Origin of the sequence: Mesorhizobium terrae (genome assembly GCF_008727715.1) — a bacterium.
Classification (GTDB): Bacteria; Pseudomonadota; Alphaproteobacteria; order Rhizobiales; family Rhizobiaceae; genus Mesorhizobium; species Mesorhizobium terrae.
The window spans coordinates 5,493,343-5,508,800 of record NZ_CP044218.1 but is presented as its reverse complement, the minus strand read 5'-3'; the positions used below and the strand labels follow the sequence as shown (position 1 = coordinate 5,508,800).

15 protein-coding genes and 1 pseudogene are annotated in these 15,458 nt (G+C 62.4%); 9 read left to right on the top strand and 7 right to left on the bottom strand.

Going from position 1 to position 15,458, the window contains the following annotated elements; translation table 11 throughout:
• Positions 1 to 59: 59 nt before the first annotated feature.
• The gene (gene fic, locus FZF13_RS27720) at positions 60 to 1,157 is read right to left on the bottom strand and encodes a protein adenylyltransferase Fic (protein WP_024925256.1); all 1,098 of its coding nucleotides are present in this window, start codon (positions 1,155 to 1,157) and stop codon (positions 60 to 62) included.
• Between the two features lie 366 nt (positions 1,158 to 1,523).
• On the opposite strand from fic, the gene FZF13_RS27715 reads away from it, so the two are divergent.
• Entirely contained in the window at positions 1,524 to 3,041 is a 1,518-nt protein-coding gene (locus tag FZF13_RS27715; protein WP_024925516.1) for a helicase HerA-like C-terminal domain-containing protein, read from the top strand.
• Between the two features lie 95 nt (positions 3,042 to 3,136).
• Here FZF13_RS27715 and FZF13_RS27710 read toward each other — a convergent pair whose 3' ends face one another.
• Both FZF13_RS27710 and FZF13_RS27705 read right to left on the bottom strand, forming a co-directional pair.
• On the bottom strand, positions 3,137 to 4,243 hold the full coding sequence (locus FZF13_RS27710; RefSeq protein WP_024925515.1) for an agmatine deiminase family protein: 1,107 nt from the start codon (positions 4,241 to 4,243) through the stop codon (positions 3,137 to 3,139).
• A 173-nt stretch (positions 4,244 to 4,416) separates the two neighbouring features.
• Positions 4,417 to 5,244 (bottom strand): L,D-transpeptidase, encoded by an 828-nt coding sequence (locus tag FZF13_RS27705; protein ID WP_024925514.1) that lies wholly within the window; start codon positions 5,242 to 5,244, stop codon positions 4,417 to 4,419.
• Positions 5,245 to 5,649: 405 nt separating this feature from the next.
• Between FZF13_RS27705 and FZF13_RS27700 the strand changes: the two genes are divergently transcribed.
• The 4 genes from FZF13_RS27700 (at position 5,650) to FZF13_RS27685 (ending at position 9,063) form a co-directional block, all read left to right on the top strand.
• Positions 5,650 to 6,528 (top strand): branched-chain amino acid aminotransferase, encoded by an 879-nt coding sequence (locus FZF13_RS27700; RefSeq protein ID WP_024925513.1) that lies wholly within the window; start codon positions 5,650 to 5,652, stop codon positions 6,526 to 6,528.
• Positions 6,529 to 6,863: 335 nt separating this feature from the next.
• The gene (locus tag FZF13_RS27695) at positions 6,864 to 7,460 is read left to right on the top strand and encodes a superoxide dismutase (protein ID WP_024925512.1); all 597 of its coding nucleotides are present in this window, start codon (positions 6,864 to 6,866) and stop codon (positions 7,458 to 7,460) included.
• A gap of 219 nt (positions 7,461 to 7,679) precedes the next feature.
• Positions 7,680 to 8,117, top strand: coding sequence for a c-type cytochrome (locus FZF13_RS27690; RefSeq protein ID WP_024925511.1), 438 nt, complete (start codon positions 7,680 to 7,682; stop codon positions 8,115 to 8,117).
• Between the two features lie 13 nt (positions 8,118 to 8,130).
• Positions 8,131 to 9,063, top strand: coding sequence for a cytochrome c (locus FZF13_RS27685; protein WP_036254888.1), 933 nt, complete (start codon positions 8,131 to 8,133; stop codon positions 9,061 to 9,063).
• Positions 9,064 to 9,178: 115 nt separating this feature from the next.
• On the opposite strand, the gene FZF13_RS27680 is transcribed toward FZF13_RS27685, so the two are convergent.
• Entirely contained in the window at positions 9,179 to 11,284 is a 2,106-nt protein-coding gene (locus tag FZF13_RS27680; RefSeq protein WP_024925510.1) for a S9 family peptidase, read from the bottom strand.
• Between the two features lie 421 nt (positions 11,285 to 11,705).
• Here FZF13_RS27680 and FZF13_RS27675 point away from each other — a divergent pair, with 421 nt between their 5' ends.
• A complete protein-coding gene (locus FZF13_RS27675) occupies positions 11,706 to 12,131 on the top strand; it encodes a Ros/MucR family transcriptional regulator (RefSeq protein WP_024925509.1) in 426 nt (141 codons plus the stop codon).
• 148 nt (positions 12,132 to 12,279) lie between these two features.
• Here FZF13_RS27675 and FZF13_RS29390 read toward each other — a convergent pair.
• Positions 12,280 to 12,546: pseudogene (locus tag FZF13_RS29390) on the bottom strand (cytoplasmic protein); the annotation flags it as partial.
• Positions 12,547 to 12,767: 221 nt separating this feature from the next.
• Here FZF13_RS29390 and FZF13_RS27665 point away from each other — a divergent pair.
• Together FZF13_RS27665 and FZF13_RS27660 are read left to right on the top strand one after the other, a co-directional pair.
• Entirely contained in the window at positions 12,768 to 13,175 is a 408-nt protein-coding gene (locus FZF13_RS27665; RefSeq protein ID WP_024925507.1) for a helix-turn-helix domain-containing protein, read from the top strand.
• 55 nt (positions 13,176 to 13,230) lie between these two features.
• A complete protein-coding gene (locus FZF13_RS27660; RefSeq protein ID WP_244431229.1) occupies positions 13,231 to 13,971 on the top strand; it encodes a DUF6456 domain-containing protein in 741 nt (246 codons plus the stop codon).
• A gap of 25 nt (positions 13,972 to 13,996) precedes the next feature.
• Here the strand turns inward: FZF13_RS27660 and FZF13_RS27655 are convergent, their stop codons facing one another.
• Together FZF13_RS27655 and FZF13_RS27650 are read right to left on the bottom strand one after the other, a co-directional pair.
• A complete protein-coding gene (locus FZF13_RS27655) occupies positions 13,997 to 14,425 on the bottom strand; it encodes a SufE family protein (protein WP_024925505.1) in 429 nt (142 codons plus the stop codon).
• Between the two features lie 146 nt (positions 14,426 to 14,571).
• A complete protein-coding gene (locus FZF13_RS27650; protein ID WP_024925504.1) occupies positions 14,572 to 14,934 on the bottom strand; it encodes a DUF5330 domain-containing protein in 363 nt (120 codons plus the stop codon).
• A 304-nt stretch (positions 14,935 to 15,238) separates the two neighbouring features.
• Here FZF13_RS27650 and FZF13_RS29110 point away from each other — a divergent pair, with 304 nt between their 5' ends.
• Complete coding sequence (locus FZF13_RS29110) at positions 15,239 to 15,385, top strand: hypothetical protein (RefSeq protein ID WP_161773083.1); 147 nt, start codon at positions 15,239 to 15,241, stop codon at positions 15,383 to 15,385.
• The last annotated feature ends 73 nt before the right edge of the window (positions 15,386 to 15,458 follow it).

Sequence of the window (15,458 nt, the reverse complement as noted above, 5' to 3'; positions counted from 1 at the left end):
TGTCAGGTTTGAAGTGCAGGTGTTTGAAGGAGCTACGCGGCCGTCCGATTGCCATCTGATCAGGCAGTTGACTGACCACGATCCGACAACAGCGCCAACAAGGCAGGGTTTATATAAAGGTTTTCCCGCCCGGCCTTTGCCTCGTGCAGAAACCCTTCCGACGTCAACGCCTTGAGATAGACCGCGGCTGTCTGGCGTTTGGCCACGCCGGAGTCAACCAGATCGCTAATCCGGCAATAGGGGTTCACGAAGATCAACTCGGCCAGTTCGCGGGAATAAATCTTCGGCAGGTTCTGCCGCATCCGGTCGGCCGTCTGCTCCAGCAGATCGCGGATGGCGCCTATCCTTGCGGTGGTCCATTGGGCTGTCGTCCTGATCGCCTCCAGCATGAACAACACCCACTGCGTCCACGAACCGCTGGTCGTAACCTCCAGCAAATATCTGTAGTAGGTCGCCTTGTTCTGGATTATGTGCCGGCTGAGATAGAGCACGGGAATATCCAGCAGTTTCTTGTCCACCAGATAGAGCAGATTCAGTACGCGCCCCGTCCTGCCGTTGCCATCAGCGAAGGGGTGGATGGCCTCGAACTGATAGTGCATCACCGCGAGACGGATTAGCGGGTCCGTTTCCTCGACCTCGTGGATATAACGCTCCCAGTTTGCGAGCTTTGAGCGTAGAAGGTCGGCTCCTTCCGGAGGTGTATAGATCACGGCGCCGGTCGCGTCATTCACCAATGCGGTGCCGGGCGTATTGCGGATATCGAGATCGACGCCCTTGATTGTGCGGCATACCTCGACGGCGATGGCTGTCGAGAGCGGACGTTGATTCAGCATCCCGAAACCGCGATGCAGCGCCGTGCGATAGCGCAGCGCCTCTCTGGTCGCAGGATCGGCTTGCCCCTGCGCGTCGTTGGCGAAACGAAACAACCGGTCACTGGTGGTGACGATGTTCTCGATCTCGGAACTGGCCTGGGCTTCAAGCAAGGGGATCGAGTTGATCAGCACCGCTTGATTGGGGATGAGTTGCCCCGAGACCCTCAACTCTGCCAAGGCGGCACGTGCCTCGATACAGGCTTTCAGCACTGCTTTGGTTTCGATGTCTTGCGCCGGTGGCAGGGGCGGAAGATCGTTGAAAGGCTGGTCCGGGCGGAAGCTCATGGTGATAATCTGCCGTTTGATCGACATGAAGGGCAGATATGTCGATGTCTTCGACACATGAGGTTATTGTGTCGATTTTTTCTGACTTTATCGACATGTTATCTGATCTACAAGAGCATTGACAGATAATCGGCGCGAATGAATGCCAGATTTTGGACCGTTGCAGCCCTCGCCGCCATTCCGGCATGGATTCCCGACACTCTCCGGTCGCTTCGCTCCCTCACGAGGTCGGGAATGACGACAATCCGAGAGCTACCCCGCCACGCTCCTCGAACTTCGCACCTTTGATTTTGACGACTGCGTTACTATACCTGCGGCGGAACGGGTTTGTGACGATGCGCACAGCGGCTTTGCGGAGACGAGACAATGGCTGACGAGACGAGCATTTTCCTGGGCGCCAGCCGCAAGCCGGATGACAGCTACCAGAAACCGGAACAGCTCTTGCTGCGTTATGGCAACCGCCACGGCCTGGTCACCGGCGCCACCGGCACCGGCAAGACGGTGACGCTGCAGATCATGGCCGAAGGTTTTTCGAACGCTGGCGTGCCGGTGTTCTGCGCCGACATCAAGGGCGACCTTTCCGGCATCGCGGCCATCGGCGAGGCCAAGGATTTCCTGGTCAAGCGCGCCAAGGATGTGAAGCTCGATCCGTACCAGTTCCAGGAATTTCCGGTCATCTTCTGGGACCTGTTCGGCGAACAAGGCCATCCGATCCGCGCCACCGTCTCGGAAATGGGGCCGCTGCTTCTGTCGCGGTTGATGAACCTCACCGAGGCGCAGGAAGGCGTCATGAACATCGCCTTCCGCATCGCCGACGAGGAAGGCCTGCTCCTGCTCGACATGAAGGATTTGCAGGCGCTGCTCGCCAACATCGCCGAGCGCGCCGCCGAGATATCGGCCCGCTTCGGCAATGTCACCAAACTGTCGGTCGGCGCCATCCAGCGCTCGTTGCTCATCCTCGAACAGCAGGGCGGCGCCAATTTCTTCGGCGAACCGGCGCTCAGGATCGCCGACATCATGCGCACCACCCGCGACGGCCGCGGCGCCGTCAACGTGCTGGCGGCCGACAAGCTGATGGCCAATCCGCGCCTCTATGCCACCTTCCTGCTTTGGCTGATGTCGGAGTTGTTCGAACAGCTTCCCGAGATCGGCGATCCCGACAAGCCGAAATTGGTGTTCTTCTTCGACGAGGCGCATCTTCTGTTCGACGACGCACCGAAGGCACTGGTCGACCGCGTCGAGCAGGTGGTGCGGCTGATCCGCTCGAAAGGCGTCGGCGTCTATTTCGTCACCCAGAACCCGCTCGACGTGCCGGAAACGGTGCTCGCCCAACTCGGCAACCGCGTGCAGCATGCGCTGCGCGCCTATACGCCGCGCGAGCAGAAGGCGGTGAGGACGGCGGCCGAAACCTTCCGTCCCAATCCCGAATTCGACTGCGCCACCGCCATCACCCAACTCGGCACCGGCGAGGCGCTGGTTTCGACGCTGGAGGAGAAGGGCGTGCCGTCGATGGTCCAGCGCACGCTGATCCGCCCGCCATCCTCCAGGCTCGGCCCGATCACTGCGGAGGAGCGCCGCAAGCTGATCACCGAGAGCCCGGTGGCCGGCCAGTATGACGAGACGATCGACCGCGAATCCGCCTTCGAGGTCCTCCAGAAGAAGGCCGCCGAGGCGCAGGCCCCGCAAAGCGGCGGTTCGGGCTGGACCTTGCCGGACTTCGGCGGCGGCGGCCGCCAGCAGCCTGGACAACGCGCGCCGGCGCCAAGGCCGTCGAACCGGCAGACCGTCACCGAGGCGGCGATCAAGTCCGTCGTGCGTTCGGTTGGCTCCTCGCTCGGCCGGGCGATCGTGCGCGGAATCTTGGGCAGCCTTACGCGGCGGTGATCCGCATCGCTGTTTGGCGCTTAAAGGGTAGTCCCTGACAGTCCGGTTTTGCGCGTGATCCTTTGCGAAAATCGACGCCGATTTTCAGGCGCACACTAAACCGGTTGCTGTTGGGTCGTGCAATGAATGCCGCCGCCGCCGGCGGCGATGCCGTCGATGTTCAGCTGAATGATTTCTCGCTTCGGGAACAGGTCCGATAGGGTGTCGTGGGTCGTCCTGTCGGCGTCCTTGTCGCCGAATTCGGGCGCGATCACCGCGCCGTTGCAGGCATAGAAATTGATGTAGCCGGCGGCGAACTCGCGGTTCTCATAGTCCTCCCGCACGCTTGTCGGGCCGGGCAGGGTGACGACGCGCAGGCGCCTTCCCTTGGAGTCGGTCGCCTGTCCCAATATCTCCAGATGCCGTTTCGTGACGGCATGGTCGAAGGAGGCGGGATCGGTATCCAACCCCGCCACGACGACACCGGGACCGGCGAAGCGCGCGTAGAAATCGGTGTGGCCGTCGGTGATGTCCTTGCCGGCTATACCGGGCAGCCAGACGATCTTCTCAAGCCCGAGCAGCCGGAACAATTCCTTCTCGCAGGCGGCTTTGGTGAGATCCGGGTTGCGGTTCGGATTGAGCACGCAGCTTTCGGTAATGATGGCCGTGCCTTCGCCGTCCACCTCGATGCCGCCGCCTTCCAGCACCAGATCCGTTTCCAGGAACCGGGCGCTGGCCTGGCCGGCGACGAACGCGGCCACCTTGGCATCGCGCGAATGGCTTTGCTTGTCGCCCCAGCCATTGAAGTTGAAGCCCGCGCCGCCAAGTTGACCGGACTGGTCCTTTACGAAGACCGGGCCGGTATCGCGCATCCACAGATCGTCGATCGGCTGGACGACGAGCTCGATCGAAGGACCGCACAGGCGCTGTGCCAGGTCGTACTCGTCTTCCCGCACCAACATCTTCACCGGCTCATAGGCCGCGATGGCCTTGGCGATACGGGCGAGGTTTTCGCGTACAACCGGCAGCAGCTGCTTGCCCCAGATCCGGGTGCTCGGCACGAACGCCATCCATGTGGCGGCGTGCGGCTCGCCCTCTTCAGGCATGTGCCATTGCCGGGCTGCGTCTTCCGCGCGGGCGGCGACGCCGGTCATGCTTGCTCCAAGGATGCCGCCGCCCGCGGCCAGCAGACCCTTTGCCAAAAATGCTCTGCGTGTCGGCATGGCGATCTCCCGAGACAGGCTGCATCCGCGCACGTTACGGACAACGGATATCCGTATTCCCGACCTGCTTCAACGCGCGCGGCGGGTTGGAGCACGGCGCGTCGGCCGAGCGTCAAACGAAAACGGCCGCTGTCCGAGCAGGGCAGCGGCCGTTTCGCGATATCGAACGGTGTTTAGAACCAGGAGCGGCCGGCGGGGCCGAGCAACTGCGAGCCAGCGGGGACGCCGCTGTCGATCGGGATACCCTGCTCCTGGTCGTAGGAATTGGCGACCAGCGGCTGTCCGGCGCGTTCGGTGACGATCACCTTGGCGCCGTTCTTGACCCGATCAAAGAGATCGATGACGTCCTGGTTGATCAGGCGCACGCAGCCGGACGAGACCGACTTTCCGATGGAGCTCCATTCCGGCGAACCGTGCAGGCGGTAGAGCGTGTCCTCGCCATTCTGGAACAGATAGAGCGCGCGGGCGCCGAGCGGGTTCTTGAGGCCGGGCGGCATGCCGCCATTGTCGGCGCTGAACTTGCGCAGTTCCGGCTGGCGCTTGATCATGTCTTCGGGCGGCGTCCACTTGGGCCACTTGCGCTTCCACTGCATGACGGCGGTGCCCGACCATGCGAAGCCGGCGCGGCCGAGGCCAACACCATAGCGCAGCGCGCGACCACCCGGCAGCACGACATAGAGGAAATGCGTCGAGGTCTCGACAACGACCGTGCCCGGCTTCTCGCCGGTCGGGTCCGGAACGACCTGGCGCAGGAACTGCTGGTCGATCTTGCGGTAGGGGATCGCGGGGATCTCGTAATTCTCGTCGACCACCGGGCCATACATGACGGCGTAGTCGGGCAGGATCGGATCGGCGGGCGGCGGCGGGGGAGGCGGTGCTACCACCGGCGGCGGCTCCTGGCTGACGGTGGTACAGGCGGCCAGCGCCATCGAGGCGGCGCCGACCAATGCGGTGTTCAGGAACCCCCGGCGGGTCATGGGGATGGTGGGCGTCTTGAGCATAATGGCCTTGGATTAGTTCGATATGTCGAAGAAAGCGTGAATGGGCGTTGGCCCGCTTGACGGTCGTGCCGTTGTGATGGGGGCGATAGGCGTTTCTGATTCCGGCGGCAAGGTGGACAAAAAGAGGCGAGGGGGTGACGGTCCGGCTAGTGTTGCCGATCGGCAACGCCATTTTCATGGCTTTCGCCGGGCGCGGCCTCCTTTCAAGCTGGCTCCGGTCGCGCAAAGCCTTGTTTGACATGGTTTTCTTTATGATTTTCGCGCCAGCCGATCACATCTGCGTGACGGGGTTGCGGATACGGAGCGGTCGCCGCTGGCCTCACCAATTCCGGCCGATGCCGGTTGACGGCACCATCGCCTCGCGCCCAATCTTGCCAGCCTCATCGGCAGCAACGGGATCCGACCATGACTTTGGCGAGCGCCGCACTTTCAACCACCTGGACCTTTGTCGACGGCGACTGGCATGAGGGCAATGTCGCGCTAGTCGGGCCGCGCAGCCACGTGTTCTGGCTGGGCTCGTCGGTATTCGACGGGGCGCGCTGGTTCGAGGGCGTCGCCCCGGACCTTGACCGCCATGCCGCCCGCGTCAACGCCTCGGCTGTCGCACTCGGCCTGGAGCCGACCATGACGCCGGAAGCGATCATCGGCCTGACCTGGGAAGGGCTGAAGAAATTCGACGGCAAGACCGCCGTCTATATCCGCCCAATGTACTGGGCCGAGCATGGCGGCTATATGGGCGTGCCGGCCGATCCCGCCTCGACCCGCTTCTGCCTGTGCCTCTACGAGGCGCCGATGATGCCGCCGGCCGGATTTTCGATCACCGTGTCGCCATTCAGGCGGCCATCGATCGAAACCATGCCCACCAATGCCAAGGCCGGTTGCCTCTATCCGAACAATGGCCGCGCCATTCTGGAAGCCAAGGCGCGCGGTTTCGACAATGCGCTGGTACTCGACATGCTGGGCAACGTCGCCGAAACCGGCTCGTCCAACGTGTTCATGGTCAAGGACGGGCACATCTACACGCCCGCCGCCAACGGCACCTTCCTGTCTGGCATTACCCGGGCGCGCACGGTCAAGCTGTTGGCTGATTACGGCTTCCGCACCACCGAAAAGACGCTGACGGTGCGCGATTTCCGCGAGGCCGACGAGATTTTCTCGACCGGCAACCATTCGAAAGTGGTGCCGATCACCCGCATCGAGGATCGCGACCTGCAGCCTGGTCCGGTCGCCAAGAAGGCGCGCGAGCTCTATTGGGAATGGGCGCATTCGACGCCCGCCGGTTAGCAGCCTGTGGACGGTTAGGCCTCCATAAGATGCGACCGGCCACCCTTACCTACGTCATTCCCGGGGGCGCTTAGTGGAACCCGGAATGACCGCTTGCGAGTTCGATCTCGAACTGCCCACACGGCCTGGCGACCGCTTGAAAATTAATTTTCCAAGTGTTCCCTTAGTATATTTTTTCGGGTAAACCCGGTTCCATGGCGAAAACGGCCTGCCACTTTCCGGTGCGATGCTTTAGAAGGAACCGCACACCAGTTTCATGGGTTGTCGCGAGACAGTTCCACCATATGTCTGTCCGGTGAGAGATTGCCGGAAATTGCCAACGAAGGAGTACGACCATGGCTTTTGAACTGCCCGCCTTGCCTTACGATTACGAGGCGCTTCAGCCCTTCATGTCGAAGGAAACGCTGGAGTACCACCACGACAAGCATCACAAGGCCTATGTCGACAACGGCAACAAGCTGGCCGCAGAGGCCGGCATGGAAAACCTGTCGCTGGAAGAGGTGGTGAAGCAGTCGTTCGGCAAGAATGCCGGCCTCTTCAACAACGCCGCCCAGCACTACAACCACGTCCATTTCTGGAAGTGGATGAAGAAGGGCGGCGGCGGCAACAAGCTGCCGGGCGCGCTGCAGAAGGCGGTCGACAGCGATCTCGGCGGCTATGACAAGTTCAAGGCTGACTTGATCGCCGCTGGCACCACCCAGTTCGGCTCGGGCTGGGCCTGGGTCTCGGTCAAGGACGGCAAGCTCGCCATCTCCAAGACCCCGAACGGCGAGAACCCGCTGGTTCACGGCGCTACCCCGATCCTCGGCGTCGACGTGTGGGAGCACTCCTATTACATCGACTATCGCAACGCGCGCCCGAAATATCTCGAGGCTTTCGTCGACAGCCTGATCAACTGGGATTACGTGCTGGAACTCTACGAAAAGGCGTGAAGACCGCTCTTTCGGTCCACTGAATTTGATCTGGAGGAGCCCCGCTTTTGCGGGGCTTTTTCTTTGGCCCAGCGGCCCGGGCTTGGCCGTCCTGCCGATCTCGCGACCATTCAACTGAGGTTCAAAGGCGCGTGAGTGGATATTCCGGAATTTTTGGGCCACCTTGGCCGTTGTCCCAGGCATACGAATGTCTCGATCGTCAACCAAGGAACTCACCGAATGAGAAAGCTTGTCCTCGCCGTCTCGATGCTTGCCTTCGCGGGCTCGGCCGCCTTCGCTGATCCGATCGCCGACCGTCAGGCCCTGATGAAGGAGCGCGGCAAGCTCGTGGGCGGCCTTGCCAAAGTGGTCAAGGGTGATGCCGCTTTCGACGCGGCCGCCGTGCTCGACCAGCTCAAGGCCCTGGAAGCGAATGCGCAGAAATTCGATGTCGCGACGATGTTCCCGGCCGGCAGCGACAAGGGCGAAACCGAAGCCGCTCCGAAGATCTGGGAAGACCCGAGCGGCTTCAAGGCCGCTGGGGATAAATATCTGGCCAATGTGAAGGAAGCCGTGGCTGCCGCGCCCGACAGCGTCGACGCGCTGAAGACCAGCTTTGGCGCGGTGACCGCCAATTGCGGCGGCTGTCACCAGCCCTATCGCCTGAAGAAGAGCTGACGGGACGCGCCCGGTGTGGGGCAGGATAGTCGGCGCCGGCGTGGCGCTGGCCGGCATTGTCGCCGGAGCCGGATGGATTTTGTCCGCGCCGGTCGGGCTGGATGCAGCCACCGTTGCCGGGCTCGGGGCGGGCGATGCGGTGCGCGGCAAACGCATCTTCAACGCCGGCGGCTGCACATCCTGCCACGCGCGGCCCAAGGCTGAAGGCGACGCCCGGCTGGAACTGGTGGGTGGGGTCGAACTGAAGACCGGGTTTGGCACCTTCGTTGCGCCTAACATCTCGCAGGACAGACAAGACGGCATCGGCGCCTGGTCATTGGAGGACTTCGCCAACGCCATGATGCGCGGCGTCTCGCCTTCCGGCGAACATCTCTATCCGGCCTTTCCCTATACTTCCTATGCCCGCATGAAGCCGTCGGATGTGGCCGATCTCTACGCCTATCTGAAGACGCTGCCAGCGGTTCCCGGAAAGGCGGCGGCGCATTCACTGTCTTTCCCCTTCACCATTCGTCGCGGCATCGGCCTTTGGAAACGGCTCTATCTAGACAGCAACCCGGTTGTGGCGCTCGCCGCCGACGCACCCGCCGCGGTCGTCGCCGGACGCTATCTGGTTGAAGGGCCCGGCCATTGCGGCGAATGCCACACACCGCGCGATGTCTCTGGCGGACCCGACAAGACACAATGGCTGGCCGGCGCGGTCGCCGCCGAAGGTGGCGGCATCGTGCCGAACATCACGCCTGGCAAGGGCAGCTTCGCCGGCTGGTCGGCCGCCGACATCGCCAACTATCTGGAGACCGGCTTCACGCCGGAGTTCGATTCCGTCGGCGGTTCGATGGCCGACGTGCAGAAGAACATGGCGCAACTGACGACCGAAGATCGCGCCGCGATCGCCGCCTATCTGAAGGCGATACCGCCGCACGCCAATGGCTATCCGGCGCGGAAGTAGCGAAGGCCGTCGGCAATCGGCAGTCGGGAAGAAAACCCGTCGCAGTGTCGGCTGCGACAGGCGAGACGGCGAATTCCACGTCAACAATCTCTTCCGACTGCCGACTGCCGACAGCTCAGGCTTCCATCTTCCCCGTCACCTTGAGAGCAAAAGCATAGGTGAAGGCGATCTCCTCCAGCCTGGAGAAGCGCCCGGACGCACCGGCATGGCCGGATTCCATGTTGATCTTGAACAGGACCGGGCTGTCGCTTCGTTTCATTTCGCGCAGCCGCGCCACCCATTTCGCCGGCTCCCAATAGGTGACACGCGGGTCGGTCAGCCCGGCCAGCGCCAGGATTGGTGGATAATCGAGCGCGCCGACATTGTCGTAGGGCGAATAGGCCGCGATGGTGCGGTAGTCGTCCGCCGAGGCGATCGGGTTGCCCCATTCGGGCCATTCTGGCGGTGTCAGCGGCAGGGTCGCGTCCAGCATGCTCGTCAGCACATCGACAAAAGGCACTTCGGCGACGATACCGCCGAATGCGTCGGGCGCCATGTTGGCGATGGCGCCCATCAGCATGCCGCCGGCCGAACCGCCCTGCGCCACGATGCGGTCATGGGCGGTGTAGCCTTCGGCCACCAGATGCCGGGCGGTCGCGATGAAATCCGTGAAGGTGTTCATCTTCGTCGCGCGTTTGCCGTCCTCGTACCAGGCGTAGCCCTTGTCCTTGCCACCGCGGATATGGGCGATCGCATAGACGAAGCCGCGGTCGACCAAGGAGAGGCAGTTGGTGTTGAAGGATGCCGGTATGGCGATGCCGTAGGAACCGTATCCGTAGAGCAGGCAGGGCGCCGATCCGTCGATGGGCGTGTCGCGGTGGTGGATCAGCGAAATCGGCACCAATTCGCCATCGTGAGCGGGGGCCATCAGCCGTCGGGTGACATAGTGGCTGGCATCGTGGCCGGACGGCACTTCCTGCGTCTTCAACAATGTGCGCTGGCGCGTGCGCATGTCGTAGTCGAACAGCTGCGACGGCGTCGTCATCGACGAATAGGAGAACCGCATGATTTCGGTGTCGTATTCGTAGGACCCCGACAGGCCAAGCGAGAAGGCCTCCTCGTCGAAGGAGATCAGATGTTCCTCGCCGCTCGCCCGCTCGCGCACGACGATGCGCGGCAGGCCGTCCTTGCGCTCCAGGCGTACCATGAAGTCCTTGAAGCCGATGACCGAGAGGATGAGGCGTCCCGGCTCGTGCGGCACCAGCTCGCGCCAGTTGGCGCGCACAGGGTCGTGTGCCGGCGCGGTCATGATCTTGAAGTCCTTGGCGCCGTCGGCATTGGTCAGGATGAAGAAGACATCGCCGCCTTCCTCGAGGTCGTATTGCAGCCCGATTTCGCGTGCCGCCACCAGCTTCGGCTCGGCAAGCGGCTCGCCGGCGCGCAGCAGCCTGTATTCGGAGGTCTCGTGATCGTTGATGCCGATCATGATCCATTCGTTGCTGCGCGTTCCGCCAACATTCATGAAGAAACCTGGATCTTGTTCTTCGTAGACAAGAAGATCTTCTTGCGAATTGGCGCCGATCGCATGGTAGAAAGTCTTGGATGGGCGATGATTGGCATCGAGCCTGGTGTAGAAGAACCCGCTGTTGTCGGCCGCCCACACGCCGCCGCCGCCAGTATCCTCGATGCGGTCGGCAAGATCGTTTCCGTCGGCAAGATCTCGCACGTATAGCGTGTAGAATTCGGAGCCCTTGTCGTCGAAGGCCCACAACAGCCTTTTGTGGTCGGAAGAGTGGTCGACGCCGCCCAGGCGGAAGTAGGCCTTGCCTTCGGCTTCGAGGTCGCCGTCGAGCAGGATCTGCTGTTCGCTGCCGTCGCGCGGCGTGCGGAAATAGCGCGGCTGTTCGCCGCCGAGCTTGAAGGAGGAGCCGTAGGCGAAGGGGCCGTCCTTCATCGGCACGGAGGAATCGTCCTCCTTGATGCGGCCCTTCATCTCGCCGAACAGAGCTTTCTGCAGGTCGGCGGTGTCGGTCATCAAGGCCGCCTGGTAGGCATTCTCGGCCTCCAGATGCTTGCGGATCGTCGGATCGAGCACGGAGGAATTCTTGAATACTTCCTGCCAGTTGTCGGCCCGCAGCCAGGCATAGTTGTCGACCCGGGTCACGCCGTGGTGGGTGTCGGAATGGGGTCGCTTTTCCGGGCGCGGTGCAGTGGCCTGGGGAAAAATTGCAGGTCGGGTCATCCAAATCTCGCTGTGCAGAATCCGAGTTGCGACTGAACACGGCGAGGCGGCGGCATTCAAGAGGCGCCCGCTTCTTTACGCGGCGGACGGCGGTCGAGGGAGGCGCTGCTCAGTAGTTGACGTTGGGGAAGGTTGGGAAACGCTCGCCGGCGGCCCGGATGTAGTTCAAGATGTTCTCCAGAGCCGCGGTTCGATTAGGCCAAGCGATAACGCAGAAGTTGTACGGAGTACGGAAAAATATCCACCCGTCAAAGAATATTTTCTTGAGCAGTATTAATATAGTTGAAGAATGAATTGACTTACTTGTCTATCAAGTCCATTAAAGCCCCGTGACACGACTCGCGGGCAACAGCCTGTGCAGAAGCGTGCAGCGCCCTCTCCAGAATGGGCAAGACTTAACTCTCGTTGGGACCCGAACGCTATGGATATTGTCGAAACGCCTCCAAAAAACAGCGATATGCTGATCGAGTTGACCGCAGACGTGGTTGCCGCATACGTCAGCAACAATCCTGTTCCGGTGGGTGAGCTTCCGAATCTGATCGCCGATGTTCACGCTGCCCTTGGCCGCGTGGGTGGAACGGTGGAACAGCCGCCTGCCGACAAGCAGAAGCCGGCTGTCAATCCGAAGCGCTCGGTTCATGACGAATACATCGTCTGCCTCGAGGACGGGAAGAAGTTCAAGTCGCTCAAGCGCCATTTGATGACCCATTACGGGCTGACCCCCGACCAGTACCGCGAAAAGTGGGGCTTGGACGCCAACTATCCGATGGTCGCCCCGAACTATGCCGCCGCGCGCTCGCAGCTGGCCAAGAAGATGGGCCTCGGCCGCAAGCCGAAGGGCCGGTAGTTCCAGGCTTTTCACGGGTTCACGGCTTCGCCAAGGAGTTGTTGCCCGCGTGATCGAACGGCGCCTTCGGGCGCCGTTTCATTTTTCGGGCATGGCTGCGCGCCCGGTTTCCGACATGGCCGCCATCCTCGCTTTGCGCCGGCGCTTCGCCGCGCAGCCGGTCCAGTGCCTGTTTCAGCGCGATATGACGGTTGAGATCGTAGCTCCAGTGGCGGCGCATGCCCTTTAGCCGCTCGCGTTCGATGACCCGCTCAAGCCTTTGCATCAATTTGGCTTTCGTCTCGGGCGGCGCGGTAAACGCGGCCGCCAGATCGATGCCGCATAACAGGCTCGTCGCCGCGAGCTGGCGTGCCTCGTTTGCCTGCGCTGTTTTCCTGGCACCGAAACTTTTCGCTTCTTCCTCGAACCGCTTCATCCGTCCTGCCTCGCTGTTGCTGTGACGGTGAGATCATCTCCGCTACGCGGGGCGTGGGGAGAAAGGACAAGCGCGCTTCGGGACGGTGAAAATTATTCGCAAGTCATTTCAAGACTTTGCGCGCTATTTGCCAGATTCAATGTTCTTGATTTGTTCACATGTACGGCGTATCCGGCTACAAAGGAACTTATTCCTATAACGGGAGGGGTTTCGTGCAATTGATGACCGTCCTAGCCGATGAACCGGGCGAACCTGCCACCAGCGGGCTCGTATTTTCGGAAGGGTCTCACCCACATGCGAAGCGACGCGACGAGATCGTGTTCGAACTTTGCGAAGGGCTGATCGACATGACCGCGGCGCTGTTTTCGGTGTCGAGCAGGGAACTGCGCAAGGCGCAGCGCACGTCGGCGCCGGTGACGCGGGTCCGGCAGATCGCCATGTATGTCGCGCATGTCGTGCTGCAGTTCACCCAGGGCGAGATCGGCCGCGCCTTCGGCCGCGACCGCACGACGGTGGTTCATGCCTGCCACCTCATCGAGGACATGCGCGACGACGCCGAATTCGACCATCTCGTGCTGGTGGTCGAACGGATTGCCTATGCCGCCTTCCGCGACCGGCTGGGGCGCTGAGATGGAGGCGTGCGCGACTGTGGTTTCAAGCGAAAGAAGGCTGCTGCATTTTCTGATGCCGGGCCCGGCCTCGCTGCGGCCGGCCTCGGTCGCGGGCCGGCTGCTTGTCGAGGCTTCGGGGCGGGGTGCGATCGCGGTGGAGGAGCATGTGCTTGCCACGCTCGCTTCCGGCGGCGTGATCAAACGCGAAGGGTTCAGCCTGGCATTGACGGCCAGCGGCGCTGCGCTGGCGCAGCGCCTGTCCGCGCCTGCCGACGCATTTGGCGGGCGACAACGCGAACTTGGCGTGGTGACCGCCGATACCGGCACCTGTCCGGTTTCGGTCATGGCCAATCTGTCGGAATCGCCGCTGGCGCAACTGGTGCGGCGCAAGACCAAGGACGGCAAGCCGTTTCTGAGCCCACCGGAATTCGAGGCGGGCGAAAGGCTGCGCGCCGACTATACGCGCGGCCAGATCATGCCGAGGCTGGGCGCCAACTGGGAGGCATCGGTCTCGTCGGGCCGGCGCGCCGACGGCCTCGCCGACCTGACCGACGCCGCGCTCGCCGCGCGCCATCGCGTCGAGGCCGCGCTGGCGGCGGTCGGCCCGGAACTGTCCGGCGTTCTGGTCGATGTCTGCTGTTTCCTGAAGGGGCTCGAACGGGTCGAAAGCGAACGCGGCTGGCCGCTGCGCTCGGCCAAGATCGTGCTCAAGACCGGCCTGGCAGTACTGGCGCGGCACTACCGCCCGCCGGCGCGTGGACCAAGGCAACCCCTGCATTGGGGCGCGCAGGATTATCGCCCGCGCATCGCGTGACGGTAGATAGTCTTTCGCGAAACGCTCAGGCGGTCTGCTTCAGCGCCGCTTCGGCATCGTGCTTGATGCGCTTGACCATGGAGCGCAGGCCGTTGGCGCGCTGCGGCGACAGATGTTCGTCCAGCCCCAGCGCTTTCAGCGTGGCTTCCGCGTCGGTCTTCAGGATATCGCTGGAAGTGTGGCCGGAAAACAGCGCCAGCATGATCGCCACCAGCCCACGCACGATATGCGCGTCAGAATCGCCCTGGAACGTCAGCACCGGATCGCCGCCGCTGCCCTGTTCGGTGGTCAGCCACACCTGGCTGACGCAGCCGGGCACCTTGTTCTGGGGTATGCGGGCGGTATCGGGGAATTCCGGCAGCGCTTCGCCCAGCTCGATCACATAGCGATAACGGTCTTCCCACTCGTCGAGCAGGGAGAAGTCGTCGCGTATGGCTTCGATGGTGGCGCTCATGCAGGCGATATAGTCACGCCGGCCGCTACAGTCACGGAAAAAGAAAACCGCAGGCGCCGAGAGGGAGGCGGCCTGCGGGTGATGCCGAAGATCGGCAAGGGGATTTTCGCGACAAAAGTGGGATCGGGGCCTGGCGCCCCGGCCGATCAGTTGTTCGGATCGGGGCGGGCGGACGGCGTCGGGATGACGCTGCCGGTGATGGTCGTGGTGTCCGACGGGCCGGCCGGCGCGGCCTCGGCCTGCTTGGCCGGCTGGTCGTCCAGCATGTCGGCGGCGATCTTGGCGGTTTCCTTGGCGCGTACCGAGATGGTGTGCACCGCGGCCTTGCCGGTTTCGCAGACGTCGGGCTTGCGTTCGCACATGCCGGCAATGTCGCCGACCGCGTCGCGCGCCGCCAGCAGCGCCTGGATGGGGTTTACGCTCTGGCCCTGTTCGTCGGAGCCGACGCTGAACGGCAGCACGAGCAGCACGAGCGAGAACCAGAAAGCGGCTCTGAGCAGAAAGAACATGACACGACCCTCTCGTTGTGACCGGACCGGGCATCGTTGTGCCGCAGTCTCGTTTGTTGAGGATGATCCTGACACAGCCGCGCAAAGGACGGCTTGCGGTCCATGCGAGAATTTGCCTCAAATTTTAGACAATCTGGAAAGGCCCGATTTTCGATTTAGACAAGGCTAAAATGCGGCCTTTTTCGTTAGGGCTGCGGTAACCATCTAAGATGCTGTGTTTATTCGTCTTTTCCGGCACTGCTCCGATAGCGTCCGAAATGGCCGGAAAAGTCCTGAAGGCGGTCCGGCTAACCCGGTGTTTACCATGACCGCAATCGGCTGGGCATGGATGCCGGGGGATACCGATATTCGCACCGTGATCGGCCTAGTTCGGCCCGGTTTTATTCATTCCTTAAAGGCTGGATGCGAGTTTCAGATCAACAAAAGCGATCTGCAAAGCAGACCAGTGTGAGTGCGTTGCGTTGAATTCGATAGCGACCCGATACGTTGATTTGCCCGACGCCGTGGCCGCAGGCTGCGAGCGG

What these genes read in the sequence shown, in the direction of transcription:
- fic (WP_024925256.1), bottom strand. Translation starts at nt 1,157, where the DNA reads ATGAGCTTCCGCCCGGACCAGCCTTTCAACGATCTTCCGCCCCTGCCA.
- FZF13_RS27715 (WP_024925516.1), top strand. Translation starts at nt 1,524, where the DNA reads ATGGCTGACGAGACGAGCATTTTCCTGGGCGCCAGCCGCAAGCCGGAT.
- FZF13_RS27710 (WP_024925515.1), bottom strand. Translation starts at nt 4,243, where the DNA reads ATGCCGACACGCAGAGCATTTTTGGCAAAGGGTCTGCTGGCCGCGGGC.
- FZF13_RS27705 (WP_024925514.1), bottom strand. Translation starts at nt 5,244, where the DNA reads ATGCTCAAGACGCCCACCATCCCCATGACCCGCCGGGGGTTCCTGAAC.
- FZF13_RS27700 (WP_024925513.1), top strand. Translation starts at nt 5,650, where the DNA reads ATGACTTTGGCGAGCGCCGCACTTTCAACCACCTGGACCTTTGTCGAC.
- FZF13_RS27695 (WP_024925512.1), top strand. Translation starts at nt 6,864, where the DNA reads ATGGCTTTTGAACTGCCCGCCTTGCCTTACGATTACGAGGCGCTTCAG.
- FZF13_RS27690 (WP_024925511.1), top strand. Translation starts at nt 7,680, where the DNA reads ATGAGAAAGCTTGTCCTCGCCGTCTCGATGCTTGCCTTCGCGGGCTCG.
- FZF13_RS27680 (WP_024925510.1), bottom strand. Translation starts at nt 11,284, where the DNA reads ATGACCCGACCTGCAATTTTTCCCCAGGCCACTGCACCGCGCCCGGAA.
- FZF13_RS27675 (WP_024925509.1), top strand. Translation starts at nt 11,706, where the DNA reads ATGGATATTGTCGAAACGCCTCCAAAAAACAGCGATATGCTGATCGAG.
- FZF13_RS27665 (WP_024925507.1), top strand. Translation starts at nt 12,768, where the DNA reads ATGACCGTCCTAGCCGATGAACCGGGCGAACCTGCCACCAGCGGGCTC.
- FZF13_RS27660 (WP_244431229.1), top strand. Translation starts at nt 13,231, where the DNA reads ATGCCGGGCCCGGCCTCGCTGCGGCCGGCCTCGGTCGCGGGCCGGCTG.
- FZF13_RS27655 (WP_024925505.1), bottom strand. Translation starts at nt 14,425, where the DNA reads ATGAGCGCCACCATCGAAGCCATACGCGACGACTTCTCCCTGCTCGAC.
- FZF13_RS27650 (WP_024925504.1), bottom strand. Translation starts at nt 14,934, where the DNA reads ATGTTCTTTCTGCTCAGAGCCGCTTTCTGGTTCTCGCTCGTGCTGCTC.
- FZF13_RS29110 (WP_161773083.1), top strand. Translation starts at nt 15,239, where the DNA reads ATGACCGCAATCGGCTGGGCATGGATGCCGGGGGATACCGATATTCGC.